Annotated in this window: 19 protein-coding genes; 8 read left to right on the top strand and 11 right to left on the bottom strand. The window is 57.0% G+C overall.

Annotation, left to right across the window (positions count from 1 at the left end):
- Positions 1-2 precede the first annotated feature (2 nt).
- On the top strand, positions 3-1145 hold the full coding sequence (locus J3R80_RS07725; protein ID WP_275393186.1) for a glycosyltransferase family 4 protein: 1143 nt from the start codon (positions 3-5) through the stop codon (positions 1143-1145).
- Positions 1146-1317: 172 nt separating this feature from the next.
- A complete protein-coding gene (locus J3R80_RS07720) occupies positions 1318-2685 on the top strand; it encodes a polysaccharide biosynthesis/export family protein (protein ID WP_275393185.1) in 1368 nt (455 codons plus the stop codon).
- Here J3R80_RS07720 and J3R80_RS07715 read toward each other — a convergent pair.
- The 11 genes from J3R80_RS07715 to J3R80_RS07665 form a co-directional block, all read right to left on the bottom strand.
- Positions 2682-4625, bottom strand: coding sequence for a polysaccharide biosynthesis tyrosine autokinase (locus tag J3R80_RS07715; protein WP_275393184.1), 1944 nt, complete (start codon positions 4623-4625; stop codon positions 2682-2684). The genes J3R80_RS07720 and J3R80_RS07715 overlap by 4 nt on opposite strands.
- Positions 4626-4667: 42 nt before the next feature.
- Positions 4668-5339, bottom strand: a complete 672-nt coding sequence (locus tag J3R80_RS07710) for a sugar transferase (protein WP_275393183.1) — start codon at positions 5337-5339, stop codon at positions 4668-4670.
- 128 nt (positions 5340-5467) lie between these two features.
- Complete coding sequence (locus tag J3R80_RS07705) at positions 5468-5860, bottom strand: hypothetical protein (protein ID WP_275393182.1); 393 nt, start codon at positions 5858-5860, stop codon at positions 5468-5470.
- Positions 5857-6468: a hypothetical protein gene (locus tag J3R80_RS07700; protein ID WP_275393181.1), complete on the bottom strand. Its 612-nt coding sequence runs from the start codon at positions 6466-6468 to the stop codon at positions 5857-5859. The genes J3R80_RS07705 and J3R80_RS07700 overlap by 4 nt, the downstream gene beginning before the upstream one ends.
- Positions 6469-6662: 194 nt before the next feature.
- Positions 6663-6929, bottom strand: coding sequence for a hypothetical protein (locus J3R80_RS07695; protein ID WP_275393180.1), 267 nt, complete (start codon positions 6927-6929; stop codon positions 6663-6665).
- A 145-nt stretch (positions 6930-7074) separates the two neighbouring features.
- The gene (locus tag J3R80_RS07690) at positions 7075-8025 is read right to left on the bottom strand and encodes a LysR family transcriptional regulator (RefSeq protein WP_275393179.1); all 951 of its coding nucleotides are present in this window, start codon (positions 8023-8025) and stop codon (positions 7075-7077) included.
- 15 nt (positions 8026-8040) lie between these two features.
- Positions 8041-9087 carry an oligopeptide/dipeptide ABC transporter ATP-binding protein gene (locus J3R80_RS07685; RefSeq protein WP_275393178.1) on the bottom strand — a complete coding sequence of 349 codons (1047 nt, stop codon included), beginning with the start codon at positions 9085-9087 and terminating at the stop codon, positions 8041-8043.
- Entirely contained in the window at positions 9084-10079 is a 996-nt protein-coding gene (locus J3R80_RS07680) for an ABC transporter ATP-binding protein (protein ID WP_275393177.1), read from the bottom strand. Before J3R80_RS07680 ends, J3R80_RS07685 begins: the two co-directional genes overlap by 4 nt.
- Before the next feature lie 4 nt (positions 10080-10083).
- The gene (locus tag J3R80_RS07675; protein ID WP_275393176.1) at positions 10084-11034 is read right to left on the bottom strand and encodes an ABC transporter permease; all 951 of its coding nucleotides are present in this window, start codon (positions 11032-11034) and stop codon (positions 10084-10086) included.
- Positions 11031-12011, bottom strand: coding sequence for an ABC transporter permease (locus J3R80_RS07670; protein ID WP_275393175.1), 981 nt, complete (start codon positions 12009-12011; stop codon positions 11031-11033). The genes J3R80_RS07675 and J3R80_RS07670 overlap by 4 nt, the downstream gene beginning before the upstream one ends.
- A gap of 131 nt (positions 12012-12142) precedes the next feature.
- Positions 12143-13699, bottom strand: a complete 1557-nt coding sequence (locus J3R80_RS07665) for an ABC transporter substrate-binding protein (protein WP_275393174.1) — start codon at positions 13697-13699, stop codon at positions 12143-12145.
- A 237-nt stretch (positions 13700-13936) separates the two neighbouring features.
- Here J3R80_RS07665 and J3R80_RS07660 point away from each other — a divergent pair, with 237 nt between their 5' ends.
- From J3R80_RS07660 to J3R80_RS07635, 6 genes are all read left to right on the top strand, one after another.
- On the top strand, positions 13937-14332 hold the full coding sequence (locus J3R80_RS07660) for a hypothetical protein (protein WP_275393173.1): 396 nt from the start codon (positions 13937-13939) through the stop codon (positions 14330-14332).
- The gene (locus J3R80_RS07655) at positions 14329-14934 is read left to right on the top strand and encodes a TetR/AcrR family transcriptional regulator (protein WP_275393172.1); all 606 of its coding nucleotides are present in this window, start codon (positions 14329-14331) and stop codon (positions 14932-14934) included. The genes J3R80_RS07660 and J3R80_RS07655 overlap by 4 nt, the downstream gene beginning before the upstream one ends.
- Positions 14931-16289, top strand: a complete 1359-nt coding sequence (locus J3R80_RS07650) for a hypothetical protein (RefSeq protein ID WP_275393171.1) — start codon at positions 14931-14933, stop codon at positions 16287-16289. Before J3R80_RS07655 ends, J3R80_RS07650 begins: the two co-directional genes overlap by 4 nt.
- Positions 16286-19375: an efflux RND transporter permease subunit gene (locus J3R80_RS07645; protein ID WP_275393170.1), complete on the top strand. Its 3090-nt coding sequence runs from the start codon at positions 16286-16288 to the stop codon at positions 19373-19375. The genes J3R80_RS07650 and J3R80_RS07645 overlap by 4 nt, the downstream gene beginning before the upstream one ends.
- Positions 19376-19876: 501 nt before the next feature.
- Positions 19877-20263, top strand: a complete 387-nt coding sequence (locus tag J3R80_RS07640) for a Fur family transcriptional regulator (protein ID WP_275393169.1) — start codon at positions 19877-19879, stop codon at positions 20261-20263.
- A gap of 21 nt (positions 20264-20284) precedes the next feature.
- Positions 20285-20899: a DUF2796 domain-containing protein gene (locus J3R80_RS07635; protein WP_275393168.1), complete on the top strand. Its 615-nt coding sequence runs from the start codon at positions 20285-20287 to the stop codon at positions 20897-20899.
- Position 20900 lies beyond the last annotated feature (1 nt).

Genomic DNA, 20900 nt, shown 5'->3' with positions numbered 1-20900 from the left:
CCATGAAAGTGTTATTAACCGTCAACGCCGCGTGGAACGCCCTGAATTTCCGCCGCCCGGTGATCCAGGCTTTGCTGAACCAAGGGCATCGCGTCACCATCCTGGCACCGTATGACACCGCCGCGCCAGCACTGCGCGACATGGGGTGTCAGGTGATCGACCTGCAGATGGATGTGCAGGGACTGTCGCCCCAGCGGGATGCCAAGTTGCCAGGCCGGTTTGCCGCCCATTTTGCGACACTGCGACCTGATCTCATCCTCAGCTACACGGTCAAGAACAACGTCTTCGGCGCGGTGGCCGCAAAACGGTTGGGTATCCCGTTTCTTCCCAATATCTCGGGGCTGGGGACAGGTTTCCTGTCAGGTGGCGCGCTCAGGATGGTGGTCGAGACCTTGTATCGCTTTGCCTTTCGGGGACTTCCCACCCTGTTCTTTCAAAACCCCGATGATCGAGACCTGTTCGTTCAACGACGACTGATAGCACCCGGTCAGGCGCGTCTTTTGCCCGGCTCGGGCGTCGATCTGGCACATTTTTCCCCGACACCTCTGCCCCCTGATAACGGCACGGTGTTTCTGATGGTATCGCGCCTTCTGCGCGACAAAGGCGTGCTGGAATTTGTTGAAGCCGCGCGCCAGATCAAAAACATCCGAAACGATATCCACTTCCAGATTCTTGGCTCGATTGACGCTGCGAACCGGTCGGCGCTAGGCCCCACACAGTTGAACCGTTGGATCAACGAGGGCGTCATTGACCATCTGGGTGAACATGACGATGTCCGTCCCTTTATCACGGGTGCAGATTGTGTGGTCCTGCCCTCGTATCGCGAAGGCGCACCCCGCACACTGCTTGAAGCCGCCAGTATGGCGCGACCGCTGATCGCCACGGATGTACCGGGCTGTCGGCATGTGGTCGACGACGGGATCACCGGCCTGCTCTGCGCACCGCGCGATGCCGAAGATCTGCGCCAAAAGTTAGAGGCGTTCGCAAACATGCCCACCAACACCCGCGTGATGATGGGGGGTGCCGGTCGTGAAAAGATGCTGCGGGAATATGATCAGAAAATCGTGGTCGACTGTTACATGACCGCAATCGCTGACCTTGTGCCCGGCCTGTCCACAGCGGCTGACACTCGGCTGCGTGCTTAGCCCCCCAGACACGCCGTAATTCGGCAACACACCAGGATCGAAGCACCTTTGCGACAAACAACCTATGGTATTTTAGTTTTTCGGCCCTGCAATTTTGATATGAGTGGATCAATCACACCGACCCGCATGCCACAGGGCGACATGCTGCCGGACCAGATGCACGGAGGAACTCATGCACCATTACGGACTGCGCGCGCTTTTTCTTGGCACGAGCCTTGCCTTGTCGGGTTGCGGCGTGACCTATCACAGCCCGACCGTGCAGACACAAGCTGCCGGTCTGGATGTGCGGGTGATGCCGATCACTGCAAGTTCGGTCAAGCAGGCCAACAGCGCCCCCTATGTGCCGCTCAGCCTGCCCGAGGCATTTCATACGGTCGCCAGCAGCGCGGGCCCACGTGGCGCGGCACAGCTTCCCGACATCCCAGACGGTCCCAAACAATCACGCGAAACGATCGTCACAAAGTTGCCGCCCCAACCGGCACCACAGCGCTACAAGATCGGAAATGGCGATGTCGTGATGTTGGTGACAAAAAGCACGACCAGCACGATCGAAGAGCTTGGCGGGTTGCTCAGCGCACAAACCCAAAGACAAGGGTACACAGTGCGTGACAATGGCAAGATTGCCCTGCCTGACGTCGGACAAATCGAGATCGCCGGGAAAACTCTGGAGGATGCCGAAGACGCTGTTTTCCAGGCCCTTGTCGCAAAGAACATCGACCCGGCTTTCAGCCTTGAGATCACGGAATTCAATTCACAACATGTGGCCATAGGCGGCAAGGTTGCCAAAGCAGGGTTGGTGCCATTGACCCTGAAACCCCTGCGGCTTGGCGATGCACTGGCTCAGGCTGGTGGCGTGGTCGCTGATGACAAGGACGCAACGGCGATACGTCTTTACCGCGACGGGACGCTCTATCAACTCCCTGCCTCGGCCCTTCGATCCGATGCCAAAGCGCGCAATCTGATGCTGTTGTCGGGCGATGCAATCTATGTGGATGAAAGTTATGACCTCGACCGGGCGCTGGCATTTTACGAGGCGCAGATCACGGCGATTGGCCTGAAACGCAGTGCGCGCTTGCAGGCTCTGACAGAGTTAAAGGCCGAAATGGCCGTGCAGCGCGACGCGCTTGACGAACGGCGCACCACCTTCGCGGCCCGGCGCGAACTTGACGCTGAAACACGCCACTATGTCTATTTGGCTGGCGAGGTGGCCCAACAAGGCCGAGTCGCCCTGCCCTATGGGCGACAAGCCAGCCTTGCCGATGTGCTGTATGACGAGGGCGGGTTTGACACCACGACCGGTGATCCGGCGCAGATTTATGTGATCCGCCCCGGCACGGAAGACAATGACACATCGGTCACGGCCTGGCATCTGGACGCCACGAATGTGGTCAACATCACGCTTGCCACACGCATGCAGATGCGCCCGAACGACATCGTGTTTATCGAGGAACAGCCAATCACCAAATGGTCGCGTGCCTTCGAGCAAGCCTTCCCGATTCTGATCAACAAATCCGTCAATGGCGACAGCGGCGTGCCTTAGGTCACACCGTAATAGCCCTCGCCATAGGTGGTATATGCGGGATTGGTATCCCCATACCCATAGCGTGCCATTTCACCGGGCCTAACCTGTGACAGCACCAAGCCGGTGACAGGGCAATTCACCATCGCGAACTGTCGCAGGCCCTCGGCAACTTGCCGTCGGGTTGTCTTGTTCCAGCCCACCACGAAAAGGACTGCATCCGCTTGGCGGGCTATCACCCGCGCATCCGGCACAACCAGAACCGGGGGGCTGTCGATGATGATCATGTCATAGTCTGCGCGCGCCTTGCTGAGTAACAGTTCAAAGTAGCGTGAGGCGAACAGATCTGCGGCACTCGCCCCCGGCTTTCCCCCAAAAAGCACGTCCGCATTCAACTCTGGCACATGTTGCACCGCCTCCGACAGGGAGACATCGCCTGCCAGTGCCGGCATGATCCCCTGCGCGGAAGGGCTGGGCACATAGTGTTCCAACGTGCGGCGACGGATATCCCCTTCGATCAACAGTACGCGTTTGCCCAATCCGGCCAGGTTTTGTGTCAGCGCCACCGCCAGAGTTGTCTTGCCCTCACCCGGCATGGCCGAGGCAATCAAAACCACCTGCGGTGACCGATCGACATCTGACATCAAAAGCGAGGTACGCAGATTTCGGATGGCTTCAGCGGCTGCGGCCGTGGGGTGTTTGGACAGAAACGGCACCAATGCGCTGCGATCCGCGACCGGAATGACTGGCACCTGGCCCAGAACGCGCTTGCCTGTTGCCTCTTCCAATTCATCTGCGGTTCGAAAGCCTGCATGCACAAACTGCTTCGACAGGACGTAACCGCTTGCAATCGCCATCCCTATCAGCGCGCTCACCAGCATGATCAGCCCCTTCCGAGGCGATTGATACGTGCCTGCCGTCGCGGCAGACAACACACGCGCATCGGCCTGCTGCAACCCACGCACGGCGCTGGCCTCTTTCAACCGGGCCAACAGTGTTTCATAGAGCACGCGTGTCGCCTGAGCTTCGCGTTCTAACTGTTGCAGTGCATTTACCTCGTCACCTTGGGTTTGCACGGCCAGTTCAAGCTCGGTGATGGATTTTTCCAATGCTCGCTTCTGAAGCGCCACACGCTGTTGATCACTGGCTTGACCGACCCCCTGTCGCACATCCTGCAACCGTGCGCGCGCCTCTTTCAGGCGGGCGTTCAGAATGGCCAGCCCTTCGGCCGAGGTTAGATCCATCTGCGAGCGCAACCGCGCGACCTCTGCTTCTTGCGCCGCAAGGTCTTGGCGCAGCACCCCAACGCGGTCTGACAACCATCGGACCGCATCGTCAGCCGCTTGAAACTTCGCATCAATTTGATCTTGCAGATAAATTGACGAAAGAACGTTTGCCATTTGGGCCGCCTTGTCACGATCTTCAGACCGCGCTGTGACCGCAAAAATCCGCGTGTTTCGTTGCACATGAGCGGACAGCGCATCCTGCACATTGCCGACAACCTGTTCCGCGGTTTCAGGATCATCGACCACTGGGGTTGCAGAACCTGTTGCAAAACGTTTGGACCAACCGGCCCGCAGGGCCGGATTAAACTCGGGGTCTTTCGCCAGGTTCAAATCATCAATCATCTGCTGGACCAGGGCGCGCGACTGGATGATGTGAAGCTGAGTGTTCATATCCGACAGGTCTTGCGTCGCAGCTTGAACAGGTGCATCGCCAGAAAGGATCGGATCAGGCGACTGCGTCATAACCAACAAGGCGGTGGCCGCAAATTTTGGGCGCGCGAGGCCAAATCCATAGATAGCACCGGCCATCAACCCCACAACGCCCAGTATGGCAATCATTCGACGCCCGCGCCACAGAGCTTGACCGATGCTTAGAAGATCCAGATCTCTGGTTGGCGCTGGATCATCCCGATGCGTCGTATCATGAACGCGCGGAAACCCTTGTCGAATATTCATTCAAGGCCCTTTCGTTGGCGTGCAAACACAAGCTGGCAAAACTCAACGCCCGGTCCGGCTGATCACCGTCACAAGTGTCCGCCAGAAAATCCAGACTTCCATTCGAAAGTTGCGATTGGCGATGTAATGAAGATCGGCCTCGACTTTCTTGGCAGTGGCTTCGATACCTTCGACATAGCCAAGCTCTGTCTGAGCAAAGCCACTGATCCCAGGCAGAACCACGTGGCGTTCCTTATAGCCCGGCACGATGCGCAGAAATGTAACCGCATGATCATAACAATCGGGGCGAGGACCGATCAGGCTCATCTCGCCCCGCAGAACGTTTATGATTTGGGGCAGCTCATCCAACCGACTTTGCCGCAGCGCCGCTCCAAGGCTGGTAATACGCTCATTCTCAAGGGGATCGTTCGCGCGACGGCTCTTTGTTGATGGCGTCATCGTGCGAAACTTATAGGCCATGAATGGGGTGCAATTGCGACCCATTCGAGGTTGCATGAACAGCAGCGGCCCCGGGCTAAGAACACTGTTCAGGACCGACAATATGAAGGCCACCACGCACAGTATGGGGAGTAAAATAAGGCAAAAGCACACATCGAAAACCCGCTTCCCAATCGCGAAACCAACCGGGGTCAGACCGGCTTCACCAGTGGGCATCGGGTCTGGACCCAACGTTCGATCCGCGGTCATGCCGTATTCCCGCATGAACTGCCTCATGGTTGCAAATCCTTAAAATTTACTCACCTTAAGGTTGCTAGCATGATTTGAATAAACTTCAAAGTAATTTGGCGATGGCCCCAATTTCATTAACTTTCTGCCCGGACTAAGCGGGCAGAAAGACGGGTCTAGTCCTCAATCGGCACCGGTGACAGACCAAGAAGTGGAATGGCCATACCAGCCTCTAATCCGACAATCGCGACCAGACGATCTAGCCCGACCTCTGGGAAACTGTCCTCCGACATAGGCGACCAAATTCGCAGTGCTGCCTGAGCAATCGACGCCTCGGTCGTATTTGCATCAGGTGCATGGGCGGGTGCCGAAAGCGGTGAGGCCGCCACTTGCGGAAACTGTGCCCCAGCCAGAAGCGAGGCCAAAGCATATCTGTCGCCCGACTCGGTTTCCCACGTCGCTGAACGAAATGTCTGCGCATCAGCAGGCGTGTTTCCAACGCAAAGCGCAAACTGGTTGGCTTCGGAAATAAGCCCCTCTGGACAGGCGATTGTAATGCGAATGGTCATAGCGAAACCCCCATTTTTGCGCCAAGCCATGCTTCCAATTCGCTGATCTGAGTTGCGGTAGGTTGCGTTGCATCCGACGCCCAAACCTGCAATCCGAACAGTCGGAACGCCCCCGGAATACTTGCCGTGACGACACCAAGACCGACACGAAGTGGCTGCGCTGCTATAGACTGCTGTGCCAGATTCTGCGCTGTATCGATGACCGGCACACCGTCCAGCCGGACGATCACGTGGCCCGGGGTGGTTTGCATGGTGACAACATGCTTCTCGTGGTTTCCCCAGATCGTCGGCGAGGCAACATTGCTGGCAGAGACGCCATGTTGCGACATGCGACTGTAATATTGCAGCCGGTCGATATTAGGCCGCACCCCGACGGACATGCCGTTGGTGCTGGTTTTGCTGATTTCGGCAAGGTTCACGCGCGCCGTGCCCGAGGACGACAGCATTTGATACCCCAGTATCATTGTTACAGGGTTTTCGACATCGAAGACGGGCGCGGTCACCAACCCGTCATCCACCCCGTCCGCCTCGATCCAGTGAAAGCTACCATCGGTCCGATATGTCGGGCGGGCGGCGCTAACCGGCTGGATAAGATCGTGCCCGTTCATGGACAAATCCTGCCAAAGCCCAACCGGTTCGTTGTCTGCGGAAACCGCCACAGTGCCGGCATCATCCTGAAACAGTGCAGATACTTGTGACGGATCAAAATACACAGACGGGGAAAGCGACGCTGGCGAAAACGGCGACGGCGACGCCCTTCGGCGCAAGGCAAGCGCCGGAATATCGTATCCCAGCCCCATCATCAGACGAGCACAAAGGCGTGGATGCCGGTCGCCGTTGTGCCGGTGGTGAAGACCCGACTGACGCCAACCGGAAGTATCGAGTTGTCGCCCACCGCAACAACGCGATCATGCCCAGCCACCGAGGTAAAGGCGATGGCACCGCCGGTTTCGACGTAAAGCGCGACAGCGACGTTGGCCAAATCGGCGGTATCTGACGGCGTAATCGGCGCCATATCGGTTGCTGGCCCACGCAGGGAAAGCGAGCGGTTCTCGAAAGGGTTTGTCATCATATGCTCCTGACAGTATGGCACCGTGCGCACCGCCATGCCGAACGCATTGACGGTGACTGCTGTTCGTCAGAGTCCTATGAAAACAGGGTTGAGACCGTCTAACACGCCCGCACGTGGCCGTTACGATCTGTTAACCAGGTGATTAGAGCGTGGCGCCCCGCCTTGGGCGCCGGTGCAGCCGCACCTGTTGTTCCAACTGCAATTGCGCCCACAACTCATGCAGGGTGCCCTTGTTATTCTTCGGATCGCGATAAACGCGCACTTCCAGATCGGTTGCCAATCGCTCTTCAACAATGGCAAGCCGACCTTCAGCCAGCTCGGCCTTGCACAAGCTCAGCGGAAGCCATCCCATGCCAAACCCCTCAAGGATCATCGCTTTCACACTGTTGGCCAACGCGTTCTGGTTCACGATCAACATCTTCTGCGGGGTGATGGATTGCTCCAGCACAAAATCCTGCACTGCGCGCAGCGCCGAAACAGCCCCATAGGACAGCAGCGGCATCGCATCCTTGGTGCCGGTTTTGAACTGAAACTCGGCTTCGCCACCCTGTTTGGTACGGGATACCGGTACAAACCGATCCGCCGACAGGGTCAAATGCTCGAAATTCGCAACCTCCAGCGGCCCCAGAAACTCCATCGACGGATGCCAATAGGTCAGGATGACATCGCAATAGCTTTGCTGAAGCGCGCTTACAAACTGATCCGCCGCCCACGAGGTCGAATTCAGGTCCGTCTCGACACCGCCCTTGCTGGCCAGAGGGGCAATCAGGTTCTTGTAATGCGTCATGTAAAGAGACTGCGAGGTGGCAAAACGTATGACGTTCTCGCTTGCCGCATCAATCGTCTGACAACGTTCGATCGTCTCTTCATAGGTGCGCAGCATGATACGGGCCTGCGATAGAAACACGTCGCCCGCAGGGGTCAAGGCCAGCGGTAGGGTTTCGCGATTGATCAGCCGCACACCAATTTCGTTCTCAAGTGCACGGATACGTCGCGAGAACGCGGGTTGGCTCACGTTCCGTTCTTCGGCCGCGCGCGAAAAGTTTTTGCACGCAACCAACGCCTCGAAATCTCTGAGCCAAATAATATCCAACGACGCGGGTCCGTATCAGGCGCCGATTGCATCCTCGTCCAACCGGTGCTCTTCGACAGCGTGGCAGGCCACAAGACTGCCGTCGGGTTGGTGAATGGCTTTCGGCGGTTCACTCCTACACCTGTTATTCGCAAATGCGCAGCGGCTTTGGAAGGGACAACCTTGCGGCATGTTGATCGGCGTTGGTATCTCACCCTTCAGGCGGATATGGTTCGGCCGATCATCCTTAAGCTGCGGAACTGCAGACAACAGAGCCCGAGTATAGGGGTGTTTGGGATTGGAAAACAGGGTAGCTGTATCAGCAACCTCGCACACGGCCCCAAGATACAGCACGGCCACACGTGTTCCAAAATGTTCAACCACGCTCAGATCGTGGGTGATAAACAGATAGGTCAGGCCCCGGCTTTCCTTTGCTTCCAGCATCAGATTCAAAACCTGCGCCTGAATGGACACGTCCAACGCACTGATCGGTTCATCCGCGATGATGAACTCAGGATCGACCGTCAGGGCGCGGGCAATCGCGATCCGTTGCCGTTGACCACCGGAAAACTCATGCGGATACCGCTTGGCCCAACTGGGGTCGACCCCCACGGACATCATCACCTCGGTCACCTTGTCACGCACTTCTGCCGCAGAAAACGACGGGAAGTGATGTTTTACGGGTTCTTCCAACGCCTGCCGAATGGTCATGCGCGGGTTCAGTGACGCATAGGGGTTTTGGAAAATCATCTGGATTTTCTTGCGCAGCGGCTGCATTTCAGCCCGCGAGCGATTGTCGATGCGTGACCCGTCATAATGGATTTCGCCGCTGGTCGGTGTCAGCAGCCCCGCCACCAAACGGGCAACAGTGGATTTGCCACAACCGCTTTCTCCGACAACGCACAGCGCTTCGCCACGGTTCACATCCAGCGTCACATTGTTCACCGCATGCACAGCGCGTGTTTCACGCGTCAGCCGACCATTCCGAAACTTGAGGGTCTCAAGGAAGCCTTGATCAAGATCGAACCGCTTTTCCAATCCCTTGATCTCGACCAGAGGGGTCTGAGCATTCATATCTTTCATGCATTCTGCTCCTGTCGCGCACCCTCGGCATGCAGCCGTTCAACCTCGTGACAGGCCACCTGTACCTCACCATATTGAATGACCTCTGGCAGCTTACTGCGGCACAGGTCGGTTGCGTATTCACATCGGGGATTGAACGGACAACCCGGCGGAATATTCGTCAGGGACGGCATGTTGCCGGGAATCTGACGCAGCTTATGCCCCGGCAAGGTTTGCTGCGGCAAAGCGTTGATCAGGCCCTGCGTATAGGGATGCTGTGGATCGTTGATGATCTCGCGCGTGCGCCCGGCCTCGATGATCCGGCCCGCGTACATAACCAACGTCCGTTCTGTCATCTGGCTGACCACACCAAGGTCATGGGTGATCAGGATCAAGCCGACCTTGTTGGACTGGCACAGCTCCAAGAGCAGTTCCATGATGTCTGCCTGAATGGTTACGTCCAACGCTGTTGTTGGCTCGTCTGCGATGATCAGTTCCGGGTCCAGCAAAAGCGCAATCGCAATGATGATCCGCTGCCGCATCCCGCCCGACAGTTCATGCGGATACTGGTCCAACCGGTCTTCGGGCGACGGGATATAGACCTCGCGCAGCTTGACGATGGCGATCTGGCGCGCCTCTTCCCGGCTTAGCTTGCGATGGGCCAGCAAAGTTTCGATCATCTGCTGTCCAATGGTCAGCACCGGATTCAGCGTCACCATGGGATCCTGAAAGATCATCGCCATCTTGTCGCCCCGCAATTGGCGCAGGCGCTTGTCGTTCATCTTCACGACATCCTCTCCGTCCAAGAGGATCTCGCCACGGTCGACATAGCCGGGGCGGCTGATCAGGTTCATCAACGAAAAGCCGGTGATGGATTTTCCCGCACCGCTTTCCCCCACAATGCCCAGCCGCTCGCCCTTGGCGACATCAAAGGAAATGCCGTTCAAGGCAGTCACGGTTTCGTCGCGCATGGCGAACTTGACGGTCAGGTCGCGCACAGAAAGCAAAGACATTGCGTTACCCCTTATAGAGTTTCGGGTTCAGGACATCGCGCATCCAATCGCCCAGCAGGTTGATCACAAGCACAAGCACAACCAACACCACACCGGGGATCACGGTAATCCACCAACTGCCCGAGAAGATGTAGTCAAACCCAGACGAGATCAGCGACCCAAGCGAAGGTTGGCTGGGCGGCATACCCAACCCAAGAAAGCTCAACGATGCTTCCGAGATGATGGCATTGGCCACCTGAACGGTCGAAATGACAAAGATCGGCGACAAAGAATTCGGAAGGATATGGCGCACCATGATCCGCATAGGACCAAAGCCCAGCACGCGGGCGCTGTCGATATATTCCTTCTTCTTCTCTGCCAGCACGGTGGCGCGCACCGTACGGGCATATTGCGGCCACTCGGCCACGCCAATCACGGCGATCAGGAAAAAGACGGCGTATTGGTTGAAGGTCTCCGATCCGAACATTGCCTGTGTTACGGCCAAAAATATGATGGCGACCATCAATGTCGAGAACGACAGCTGGATATCCGCCATACGCATCAACAAGTTGTCAAGGCGTCCGCCGATATAGCCTGCAAGCAAACCGATCGAGATACCCAGGAACGCCTGCAGCGCAACGGCACAGATGCCGATCAGCAAAGACAATCGCGTGCCATACAGAATCGTCGACCAAAGATCGCGGCCTTGGTCATCGGTGCCCAGCACGAATTCTGGCAAAGAACCACTCACCCACGCGGGCGGATATTCCGAGTTCATGATGTCGATCTGTGCCGGATCATAAGGATCATAGGGTGCGATCCATGGTGACAGAAACGCGGCCCCGGCGATCAGGGCGAATATGATCAGGCTGACCACCGCCACCGGGTTCCGCCGAAAGCTGTAACCCATGTTGGAATTGACAATCTTCGACCAACGCGACGGTTCTGCACGGGGGGAAACGGTCTCGGTGCTCATGCGCCCATCCTCGCAAGGTTTACGGTCGGGTTCACCAACCCATAGATCAGGTCGACGATGGTGTTGGTCACAACAAAGATGAAGCCGACAACGATCAGATAGGCCACGATCAACGGGGTATCGACGCGGTTTACGGCCTCAAGGAACATGAAACCCATGCCCGGCCACTGGAACACCGTCTCGGTCAGGATGGTATAGGCCACCATTGTGCCGATCTGCACCCCACCGACCGTAATCACCGGCAACAGCGTATTCTTCAGCGCGTGGACGAAATAGATGCGCCAAGGCCTGATGCCTTTGGCAACGGCATATTTCACATACTCGGATTGCAGCACTTCCATCATCTCAGCCCGGATCAGGCGGACAAAAAGCGGCAACATGATCGACGCCAAAGCGAACGACGGAAGAATAATGTGCATCCAGCCATCTGCTGTGACGAAGTTGGTTTCCCAATAGCCCCAGACATGCACGACGTCGCCGCGCCCAAAGCTTGGGAACCAGCCATAACTGACCGAGAACACAAAGATCATCAGGATAGCGGTCAAAAAGACCGGGATCGAAATACCGACAATCGAAAGACCCATGATGATACGGCTCAGGATCGTGTCGGGTTTAATGGCGGTATAGACCCCCAAAGGAACAGACAGCCCAACGATGATCAGCGTTGCACCAAACACCAACTCAAGCGTGGCGGGCAGCTTTTTCATGATCACATCAAGAGCAGGCTCTTTGAAAAAATAGGATGTGCCCAGATCACCCTGAAGCGCGTTACCGGCAAAGCGAAGATACTGGGTCAGGAAGCTGTCATTCAGCCCCAACTCGTCCCGCAACTGCTGGCGGACCTCTTCGGACACGGATTGACCGACCAGCTCACGCAAGGGGTCACCCAGATTGCCCTGAATGGCGAAAGCGATCAACGAGATGACGAACATCACCGCAATCGCCTGAAAAACTCGCTTCACGAGATAGGCAAACATCTTAGCTACCTTATTCGATTAGGGTGGCGTTGCGATATTCCCAAGCCGCTGACAGGGATTGTCAGCATGGAACTGCGCAACCAAATGGCAAACCGGGCCAGCGGCGCGCGCCGGCCCGGTTGCAGTTTCGCTTATTCGACGACCAGGTCACCGAAATACGGGAAGTTCAGCGCGTTCACGATCTCACCCGAGTTCATGCCCGACTTGGAACCCCAAGCAAGGTTCTGCCAGTGCAGCGGAATGAACGCTGCTTCTTCATACAGAATGCCTTCAAGCTTCTGCAGCATCTCGGTACGCTTGGCTTGATCGGTTTCCGTGTTCGAAGCATTCATCAGCGCGTCAGCTTCTTCGTTGCAATAGTTGCCCGAGTTGTACTGACCGTTGCCAGTCGCCTCGTCCGGGCAAGCCGTCAGGAACTGGTGGAAGTTGGCCGAATCCTCGGTGTCTGCATGCCAGCCAATCATCATCATATCAGCCGCACGTTCATCGAACGCGGGCCAGTATTGCGCTTTCGGCATGGTTTGCAGGTCAACCTTGATGTTGATCTGCGCCAGCATCGAAGCCACAGCTTGCGCGATTTTGTCGTCGTTCACATAACGGTTGTTCGGCGCCAGCATCGTGATCGAGAACCCGTCAGCATAACCAGCTTCGGCCATCAGAGCCTTGGCTTTTTCCACGTCAAAACGCGGGGCATATGCGTCGCTATAACCCAGATAACCAGCCGGGCTTGCTTGTCCACCAACAGTACCGAAGCCGCGCATGATACGGTCAACGATACCAGCGTTGTTTACGGCATAATCAATCGCAAGACGCACTTTCGGGTCTTTGAATGCCTCGACGCGTTCCTGGTTCATCTGGAATGTGATGATCCGGGTGCCCGGCATGGTGATCAGATCAACGCCTTCAGCATCCGCCACACGTTGAAGATCGGTCGGCGGAACCGGAGCGATGAAGTCAACATCGCCCGACAGAAGCGCGGCCACGCGGGTCGGATCTTCTTTGATCGGTGTCAGGACGATCTTGTCCACGTTACCTTTGCTGTCTGTGTCCCAATAGTCGGCAAAACGGTCGAACACGACTTTCACACCCTGCTCACGTTCGCTGACAACATACGGACCTGTGCCCGACACGTTGCGCGATGCGAAGCTGTCGCCGTGCTTGACGATTTCCGACTTGTCTTTACCGTCATCCGTTTCACCGGTGTAGAACGCGCTGTCCATCGGGAAGATGTAGGTCGCGGTGTGCAGCACCAAAGGATACGGAGCCGAGGTTTTCAGATCGAACGTCATGTCGTCGATGACTTCAACATCGGTGAACTGGGCGAAGATACCTTTGAAATCGTCACTTTGCTTCAGGCGATCAAATGTCCAATCCACGTCGTTCGCGGTTAGCATGTTACCTGAATGGAACTTCACACCGCTTTTCAGCTTGAAACGCATGGTGGTGTCGTCGATCTGCTCCCAGCTTTCGGCCAGGCGCGGTTCGAATTGAAGATCCTGAGTCCAGCGCACCAGCGGGTCGAAGACCATGTGTGAAAGCTGCAATGTGCCACCCGACAATTGCTCATGCGGGTCCAGCGAAACCGGGTCTGCGTCATATGCAACGCGCACGGTGTTTTCGGCAAAAGCTGCCGACGCCATTGTCGCCACGACGGCCGCAGCCGTCAGGCTTCTGACAAACTTCGTCATTGAGTTACTCCCCTGTGTTTGTGACCGGAACGCTATCGTCAGCAAGGTGAAAAGAGCAAATGCCTATAACGAATAGCCGATGCAGGGAACGCATGATGCAAGATCTGGCGCGTGTGCAGAAGGATATCAGGCTTTCTAGGAAGGTGACATTCTTTCGGTATTGTATCTACTTTCACGAAGGCATAGTTATAGGCCTATAACCTTTTGTGGAGACATCCTGTGCATACCAGCCACCCGTTGACCAACTCCCAATCTGACTGGCGAAAAATCATTGTAGCGGTTGCAACGGTTTTTGGATTCGCGACAGTGATTTCCGGTGGGAACGTACTGTTCGGCGCCGCACAGGCCCGTGAATTGGCGGGCAACTACATTCCGTTTGTGGTTTGGTTCAACTTCCTGGCCGGCTTTGCCTATATCATCGCCGCAACAGGTTTGTGGCTGGACAAGCCATGGGCGACATGGGTTGCGCTCACAATCGCAGGCGCAACCGCCCTCGTCATTCTGGCTTTTGCCACAACCATCATTCGCGGGAGTGCATTTGAAATGCGCACCGTTGGCGCGCTTTCGTTGAGATTTCTGTTCTGGGCGGTCGTCGCGATGACAGCTCGCAGCAAGGTTAGACGCGAACTATGAAACGCAAAACCACCAGCAATCGCAAAGCGGAAATCCTGAGCGCCACGCTGGAACTGGCGTTCGAAGTCGGCCCGGACCATGTGACAACCGGCCGGATCGCCAAGCGGCTTGGCCTGTCTCAACCGGCGATCTACAAGCACTTTCCCAAGAAGCAGGACATCTGGAGCGCGATCGGAGATACCATCTGCAAGCGGATCTACCAAAATGCCGAGATCGGAAAAACGTTTGACCGGTCACCATCCGACAGGCTGCGGCACATGGTCATGTCACATCTGCATCTGGTCACCGAATACCCCGCGCTGCCCGAAATCATGGTCACACGCGACCCCACAGGTCGGCTCACGGAAACGCGCCAACGGATACTGGCGGCGATGTTTGGCTTTCGCGATACATTGATCGCCTGCTGCGAAGAGCTTCGCACGGCGGGGCAGTTGCGCGACGGGCTGCGCCCTGAAGACAGCGCGACCCTTCTGGTCGGCCTCATCCAAAGTCTTGTGCTGCGCCTGATCCTGACCCGTGACACCAGCCATCTGGTGGAAGAGGGTGAACGGCTTTTGAACCTGCAACTGTCCCTGTTTGAACGTGAAGGATGCGAGTCATGAGACCCGGTTTGAAATTGCTCCTGATCACCTTGCCACTTGCCCTGATCGGGGTCGCCACCCTTGCCTATGTTATCTCAACCCGCACACCGCCCGATCGCCACGAATTGACCGAGCGGGCCAGTCCCGTGCGGGTGATCGCCGCGAAAACATACAAAATCGCCCCAACACTTGTGGGGTTTGGTGTCGTGGCACCCGCCCGCACATATCAGGCAATAGCCGAGGTCGGCGGGACGGTTGAGTATGTCAATCCTGCCCTGCGCGACGGGCAGATATTACCCGCTGGTTCGATCTTGCTGCGCCTGTCGCCGGTCGACTTCAATCTCGCCATTGCGCAGGCGAATGCAAACATCAGGGCCGCCGAGGCGCGACTGGCAGAACTTGATGTTTCTGAAGCCAACCAGCGCGCCGCTCTCACGATCGAGCTTGAAGCTCTGGATCTGAAGACGGCGGAGCTTGCACGCGCTGACACGCTGTTCAAAGCAGGAACAATGACCCAATCCGCGCGCGACGCGATACGATCCGCCCACCTTGCGCAGCGCCAGAAGGTACAGGGAATTGAAAGCGCGCTTGCCCTGTTGCCGACACAACGCACGGCGCAAACCGAACAGATCGCATTGTATCGCTCCAACCTTGCCACCGCTGAACTGAACCTGAAACGCAGCGAGATGACGTTGCCCTTTCTTGCCCGCGTCGCCAGCCATTCTGTCGAAGTTGGACAGTTTCTGAACAAGGGCCAATCCGCTGCGACACTGGATGGCGTCAATCAGGCGGAAGTCGTGGTGCAGGCCGCGATGAACGACTTCCGCAACCTAATCCTCAATCGCCCAAACGGACCGACAACCCTTCCGATGGACCCGGCGCTGTTGACCGATACGCTCCATGAACTGGGGCTAAAGGCGACCGTTCGGCTGCGCTTGGGCAATGAAGTGCTGACCTGGCCCGCCACCGTGGACCGAATAAGTGACGGCATTGATCCCAGGACAGGGACTGTTGGTGTGGTCGTGCAGGTCGATGACGCCTATGGTCAGGCCGGAAACGGACATCGACCACCGCTTACCAAGGGGATGTTCGTCGAAGTCGTTTTGCGCGCAGAACCAATCAACGGCATCGTGCTGCCCCGCGATGCGCTTCGCGATGGCCATGTTTTCATTGCGGACCCCGACAACAGATTACGCAGGGTCGCGGCTGAACCGAAGCTGGTGCAAGGCGGTGTCGCACTTTTCACGGATATGATCCCAGAAGGCAGCCGGATCGTCCCCACCCCCCCGATCCCAACCATCGACGGTGCGCTTCTGGATCCGCATCCGGACGCTGAGGTCATGGACCGTTTGCTCGCTGAGGATGCAGCCCAATGATCCGGTTCTTTGCGGCGCATCCAACCATCGCAAACCTTCTGATGATCCTGTTCCTCGCGGCTGGCCTGTTTGTCGCCCCCACGCTTCTGCGCGAAACATTTCCCCGCGCCACGCCCAGCGAGGTCGAGATCAGCGTGCCCTATCCCGGCGCGCGCCCCGAAGAAGTGGAAACCGCAATCTGCGAACGGGTCGAGAATGCGATGAACGCGGTGACGGGGATCGAACGGCAGTCCTGCGAGGCGCGCGAAAATCTGGGCCGTGCTGTTGTGACGATGCGCGAAGGCGATGATTTCCAAACCTTCGTGGCCGACATCAAATCCGAGATCGACGCAATCACCGACTTCCCTGACCGGGCCGAGGCACCGACGATCAGAGCACTGGGGCTTACAGATTTCGTTGCCTCAGTGGCCATCACCGGACCCGTTTCGCGCACCGATCTGAAAGACTATGCCGAACAAACGCGCACTGCCATGCTGCGATGGGGCGGGATCCCCAAAGTCGACATTCGCGGCTTCTCGACCCGAGAGCTGCAAATCAACCTGCGCTCTGCCGACCTTCAGAAATTCGGGGTCTCGGTTGCAGACATCGCGCGCGCGGTTCAGGCCGGAAGCCTCGACATGCCCGCGGGCAGCATCGAGGCAAGCACTGAAACGCTTCTGATCCGTGTGGCCGAGGAACGGCGCGACACGGATACGCTGGCGTCACTGATCGTCCGATCATCTTCTCAGGGCGGGCAGGTTCGATTGGGTGACATCGCAGACATATCCGAAGGCTTTGCGCTGAACGAAGATCGCATCCTCTTCGATGGTGAACCTGCCGCGATCCTCGACATCACCAAGACCCGCGCAGAAGACAGCCTGCGCACAATGGATGCGCTAAAGGCCTTTCTGGAGGCTGAGCGCGCCCAGGCCCCGCCAGGCGTCACGCTGGAGATCACCGCTGATGGTGTGTCCGTGGTGCGCGACAGGCTGACATTGGTGGTGGTCAATGGCGTGCAAGGCTTGGCGCTTGTCTTCCTTGTCCTTTGGTTGTTCTTCGGGTTTCGATTCTCGTTTTGGGTCGCTATGGGTCTGCCGGTGTCGTTCATGGGCGGCGTGGCCCTGATGGGGCTGGTGGGCTATTCCCTGAACCTGATGACCACGGTGGGCCTTCTGATCGTCATCGGCTTGTTGATGGACGACGCCATTGTCATTGCCGAGAACATCGCCCGTCTACGCGAAAAGGGCAAAAGCGCCTTGGATGCCGCCGTTGAAGGGGCCACACAGGTGTTTCCCAATGTGCTGGCCTCGTTTGGAACAACTGCGATGATCTTTGGATCGCTGGCCTTTTTGTCCGGCGATCTGGGGGCCGTACTGCGCGTCGTGCCGGTGGTGATGCTGTTCGTGCTGTCAATCTCTCTGATCGAGGCGTTTCTGATCCTTCCCCACCATCTGATCCACAGTCTTGAAGTTTCAAATCACCAATCGGGCCTGCGTGCCCGTGTCGAAAAAACGGTCGACCGGGCACGCACAAATTTCGTTGGCCCGATCGTCGACCTTACCATTCGTTGGCGCTATGCGGTGGCTGGGCTTAGCCTGACCGTTCTGCTGATTGCAGCCAGCATGCTCGCGGGGGGCTATCTGAAATTCACTGCCTTTCCTGATCTGGATGGCGACACCCTTGTTGCACGCGTGCTTCTGCCGCAGGGAACACCCCTGTCGCAAACTGAACAGGTCGTCGCACGACTTGAGGCGGGATTAGAGAAGGTCAACACCACACTGACCCCAGAACAACCCGACGGTGCGACCTTAATCCGGCATGTCAGCACCTATTACGGCGTAAACCGGGATGCGTTCGAAACGGGCGGCCATGTTGTGACCCTTAACGTTGATTTGCTGCCATCGGCTGAACGAGTCAGCACGCCGGACGAAATTTTGGCACTTTGGCGCGATACGGTCGGCCCGGTCCCGGATGTCGTCAGTCTGAAATACGACGAAAGCACCATCGGCCCGGCAGGAATTGCAATCGACCTGCGTCTGAAAGGCGACGATCTGGTTGCACTGAAAGCGGCGTCGATCGAATTGCAGGACTGGCTTTGGCAATATCAGGGCGTCACCTCTATTCTTGACGACCTGCGTCCGGGCAAACGTGAACTGCGCATAACTCTAAAAGACGCCGCCGGGCCCATGGGAATTACCGCAACAATGGTCGCGGATCAGTTGCGGGCGGCCTATCTGGGCACCACAATCAACGAAATGCAGATTGCTGGAAGCCTTGTCGAACTTGTCGCCCAATTCGGAACCCTGGAACGCGGGGATCGCGATGTTTTCGACCATTTCAATGTAACGCGCGCCGACGGATCCTATGTGCCCCTGTCGGTCATCGCCGACATTGAGATCGGTCAGGGATACAGCCGCATCAACCGCGAAGACGGTATCCGCACTGTTACAGTGCAGGGCTCCATCGACACCCGCACCGCAAATGCCAACGCCATTATTGGCGATACAATGACACGATTTGTGCCGGAATTCCTGCAACGCCACCCCAACATCTCGCTCGACATCGAAGGCCAGAACGCCGAGGCCGGAAAGACTCAGCAATCCATGCTCAGAGGATTCATTATCGGACTGTTGGGTGTATTTCTGCTGCTCAGCTTCCTGTTCCGCTCTTACATTGAGCCAATCGTCGTGATGCTTGTGATCCCCCTGTCGCTGCCCGGAGCGATCTTCGGACATGTGGCAATGGGGCTGGATTTCTCGATGCCCAGCATGCTGGGTTTCGTCGCACTGGCCGGTGTCGTGGTCAATAACTCGATCCTGCTGGTGGACTTCATCAAACACGAACACGACGACCTCGCCAACGTCACACAAGCCGCCGCGCGAGCAGCGCAAGCACGGTTCAGAGCCATCTTCCTGACCACCACCACGACGACAGCCGGTCTGCTTCCCATCCTGACCGAGACCAACTTGCAGGCACAAATCCTGATCCCGCTGGTGGCCAGTCTGGTCTTCGGCTTGCTCAGCGCCAGCCTTGTGGTTCTGTTCGTACTACCAGCCGTCTATTCCATTCTGGACGACTTGCATCTCAGCACCTTGACTAAGACGTAGATGTGGAATCCGGCCCGTCAACGCCATACCAAAACCCAAGCCTTCCAACGCGAACGGTAATTCTAAGATATCTGATGTGGCAGTCACGATAGGGTTCACGGTATGCCATTAGCACATTGAAATATATATGGATTCCAGTTGGAATCATTGCCGCAGCCATCCGACTCATCGCTTCTGGTCACTCATAAGGCAAAAGAAAATCGGCCGAGCCGGTCCCTCATTTCATGCTCCCGTTGACTGCTTCAGCTGGCCTGGCTTCTTTTCCGAAAAATCAGAACTGACTTGCAGGTTCAAACGGTTATGCCGAGGACATGACCCTGTCCAACTGGATTTCCGGCACATGGAGTCGTCGCCCCCCTGCTCTATCATTCGGCTGGTCGGACGACTGCCCACGAGGTCGATACTCGCCCGTACAAACGAATACCTAACCACCACCCTTGCTTGTTGTTATTTTATAAAATATCAAACAACCATTGAAGCAATCACATCAGAGTTTGCCGCATGCGAAAACAGGCCGCCAAACGTCAATCTGAAATCCTTGATGTCCTTCGCTCAAGCGAAACGCCGATGACGGCTTATCAAGTGCTTGAGGAATTGCAGGGCAACGAACCTGGCATCGCACCGCCTACGGTTTACCGGGCGCTTGCCGCGCTCACCGACCAAGGTCGCGCACATCGGCTCGAGTCGCTCAAGGCCTTCGTTCCCTGCCGCTGCGATCATAATGATAGTTTGCCAATCCTCGCGATTTGTGAGGATTGCGGATCCGTCGAAGAACACGATGGTGGGTCGATTATGCCAAGGCTTGCGGCGCTCATAAAACCAAGCGCCTTCCACCCAAAGCGCCACATCGTCGAAATTCACGGCCACTGCCGTGATTGCGTGGCCTGAAGATCAATCAAAGGAACCGCCATGAGAACCTCTCTTTCTCTCGTCCTCGCCGCGTTAGCTATCCCCGCCGCAGCTCAAGAGAGCCGACAATTGGACGCACATGAACACGGTGTGGGCGAGCTTAACATCGCATTCGAAGGCAACATCATGGCGATGGAACTGCATGTACCCGGCGCAGACATCGTCGGCTTTGAACATGCCGCAACGAGCGCCGAAGATCGCACGGCCATCGAAAATGCAGTCGCAACGCTGGCTCGTCCACTGGAACTGTTCGTGCTGCCCGAAGGGGCCGAATGCACGGTGACTCAAGCCAGTGCCGAACTGGAAAGCGAGGAATCGCATGATCAGCATGAGGAGCACGAAGAACATGACGATCATGATGATCACGCCGACGACGACGGTCACGAGGACCATGCGGAAGAGCATCACGAAGACGAAGCCGGACACACCGAATTCCACGCTGAATATACTCTGACCTGCGCTCACCCCGGCGCCATCACAGGGTTTAAGTTCGCCTATTTCGATGTATTCCAGAATGCGCGCGAGTTGGAAGTTCAGATTGTCTCGACCTCGGGCGCCCGGGCCTTTGAGGTGGAACGTGATGCGCCAACTCTCGACCTGCGCGGCATGTTCTGAA

It is taken from the genome of Aliiroseovarius sp. Z3, from assembly GCF_029105185.1.
Lineage (GTDB): Bacteria > Pseudomonadota > Alphaproteobacteria > Rhodobacterales > Rhodobacteraceae > Aliiroseovarius.
Note: the sequence above shows the minus strand (reverse complement) of the source record. Positions and strands in the feature narration are given on the sequence as shown.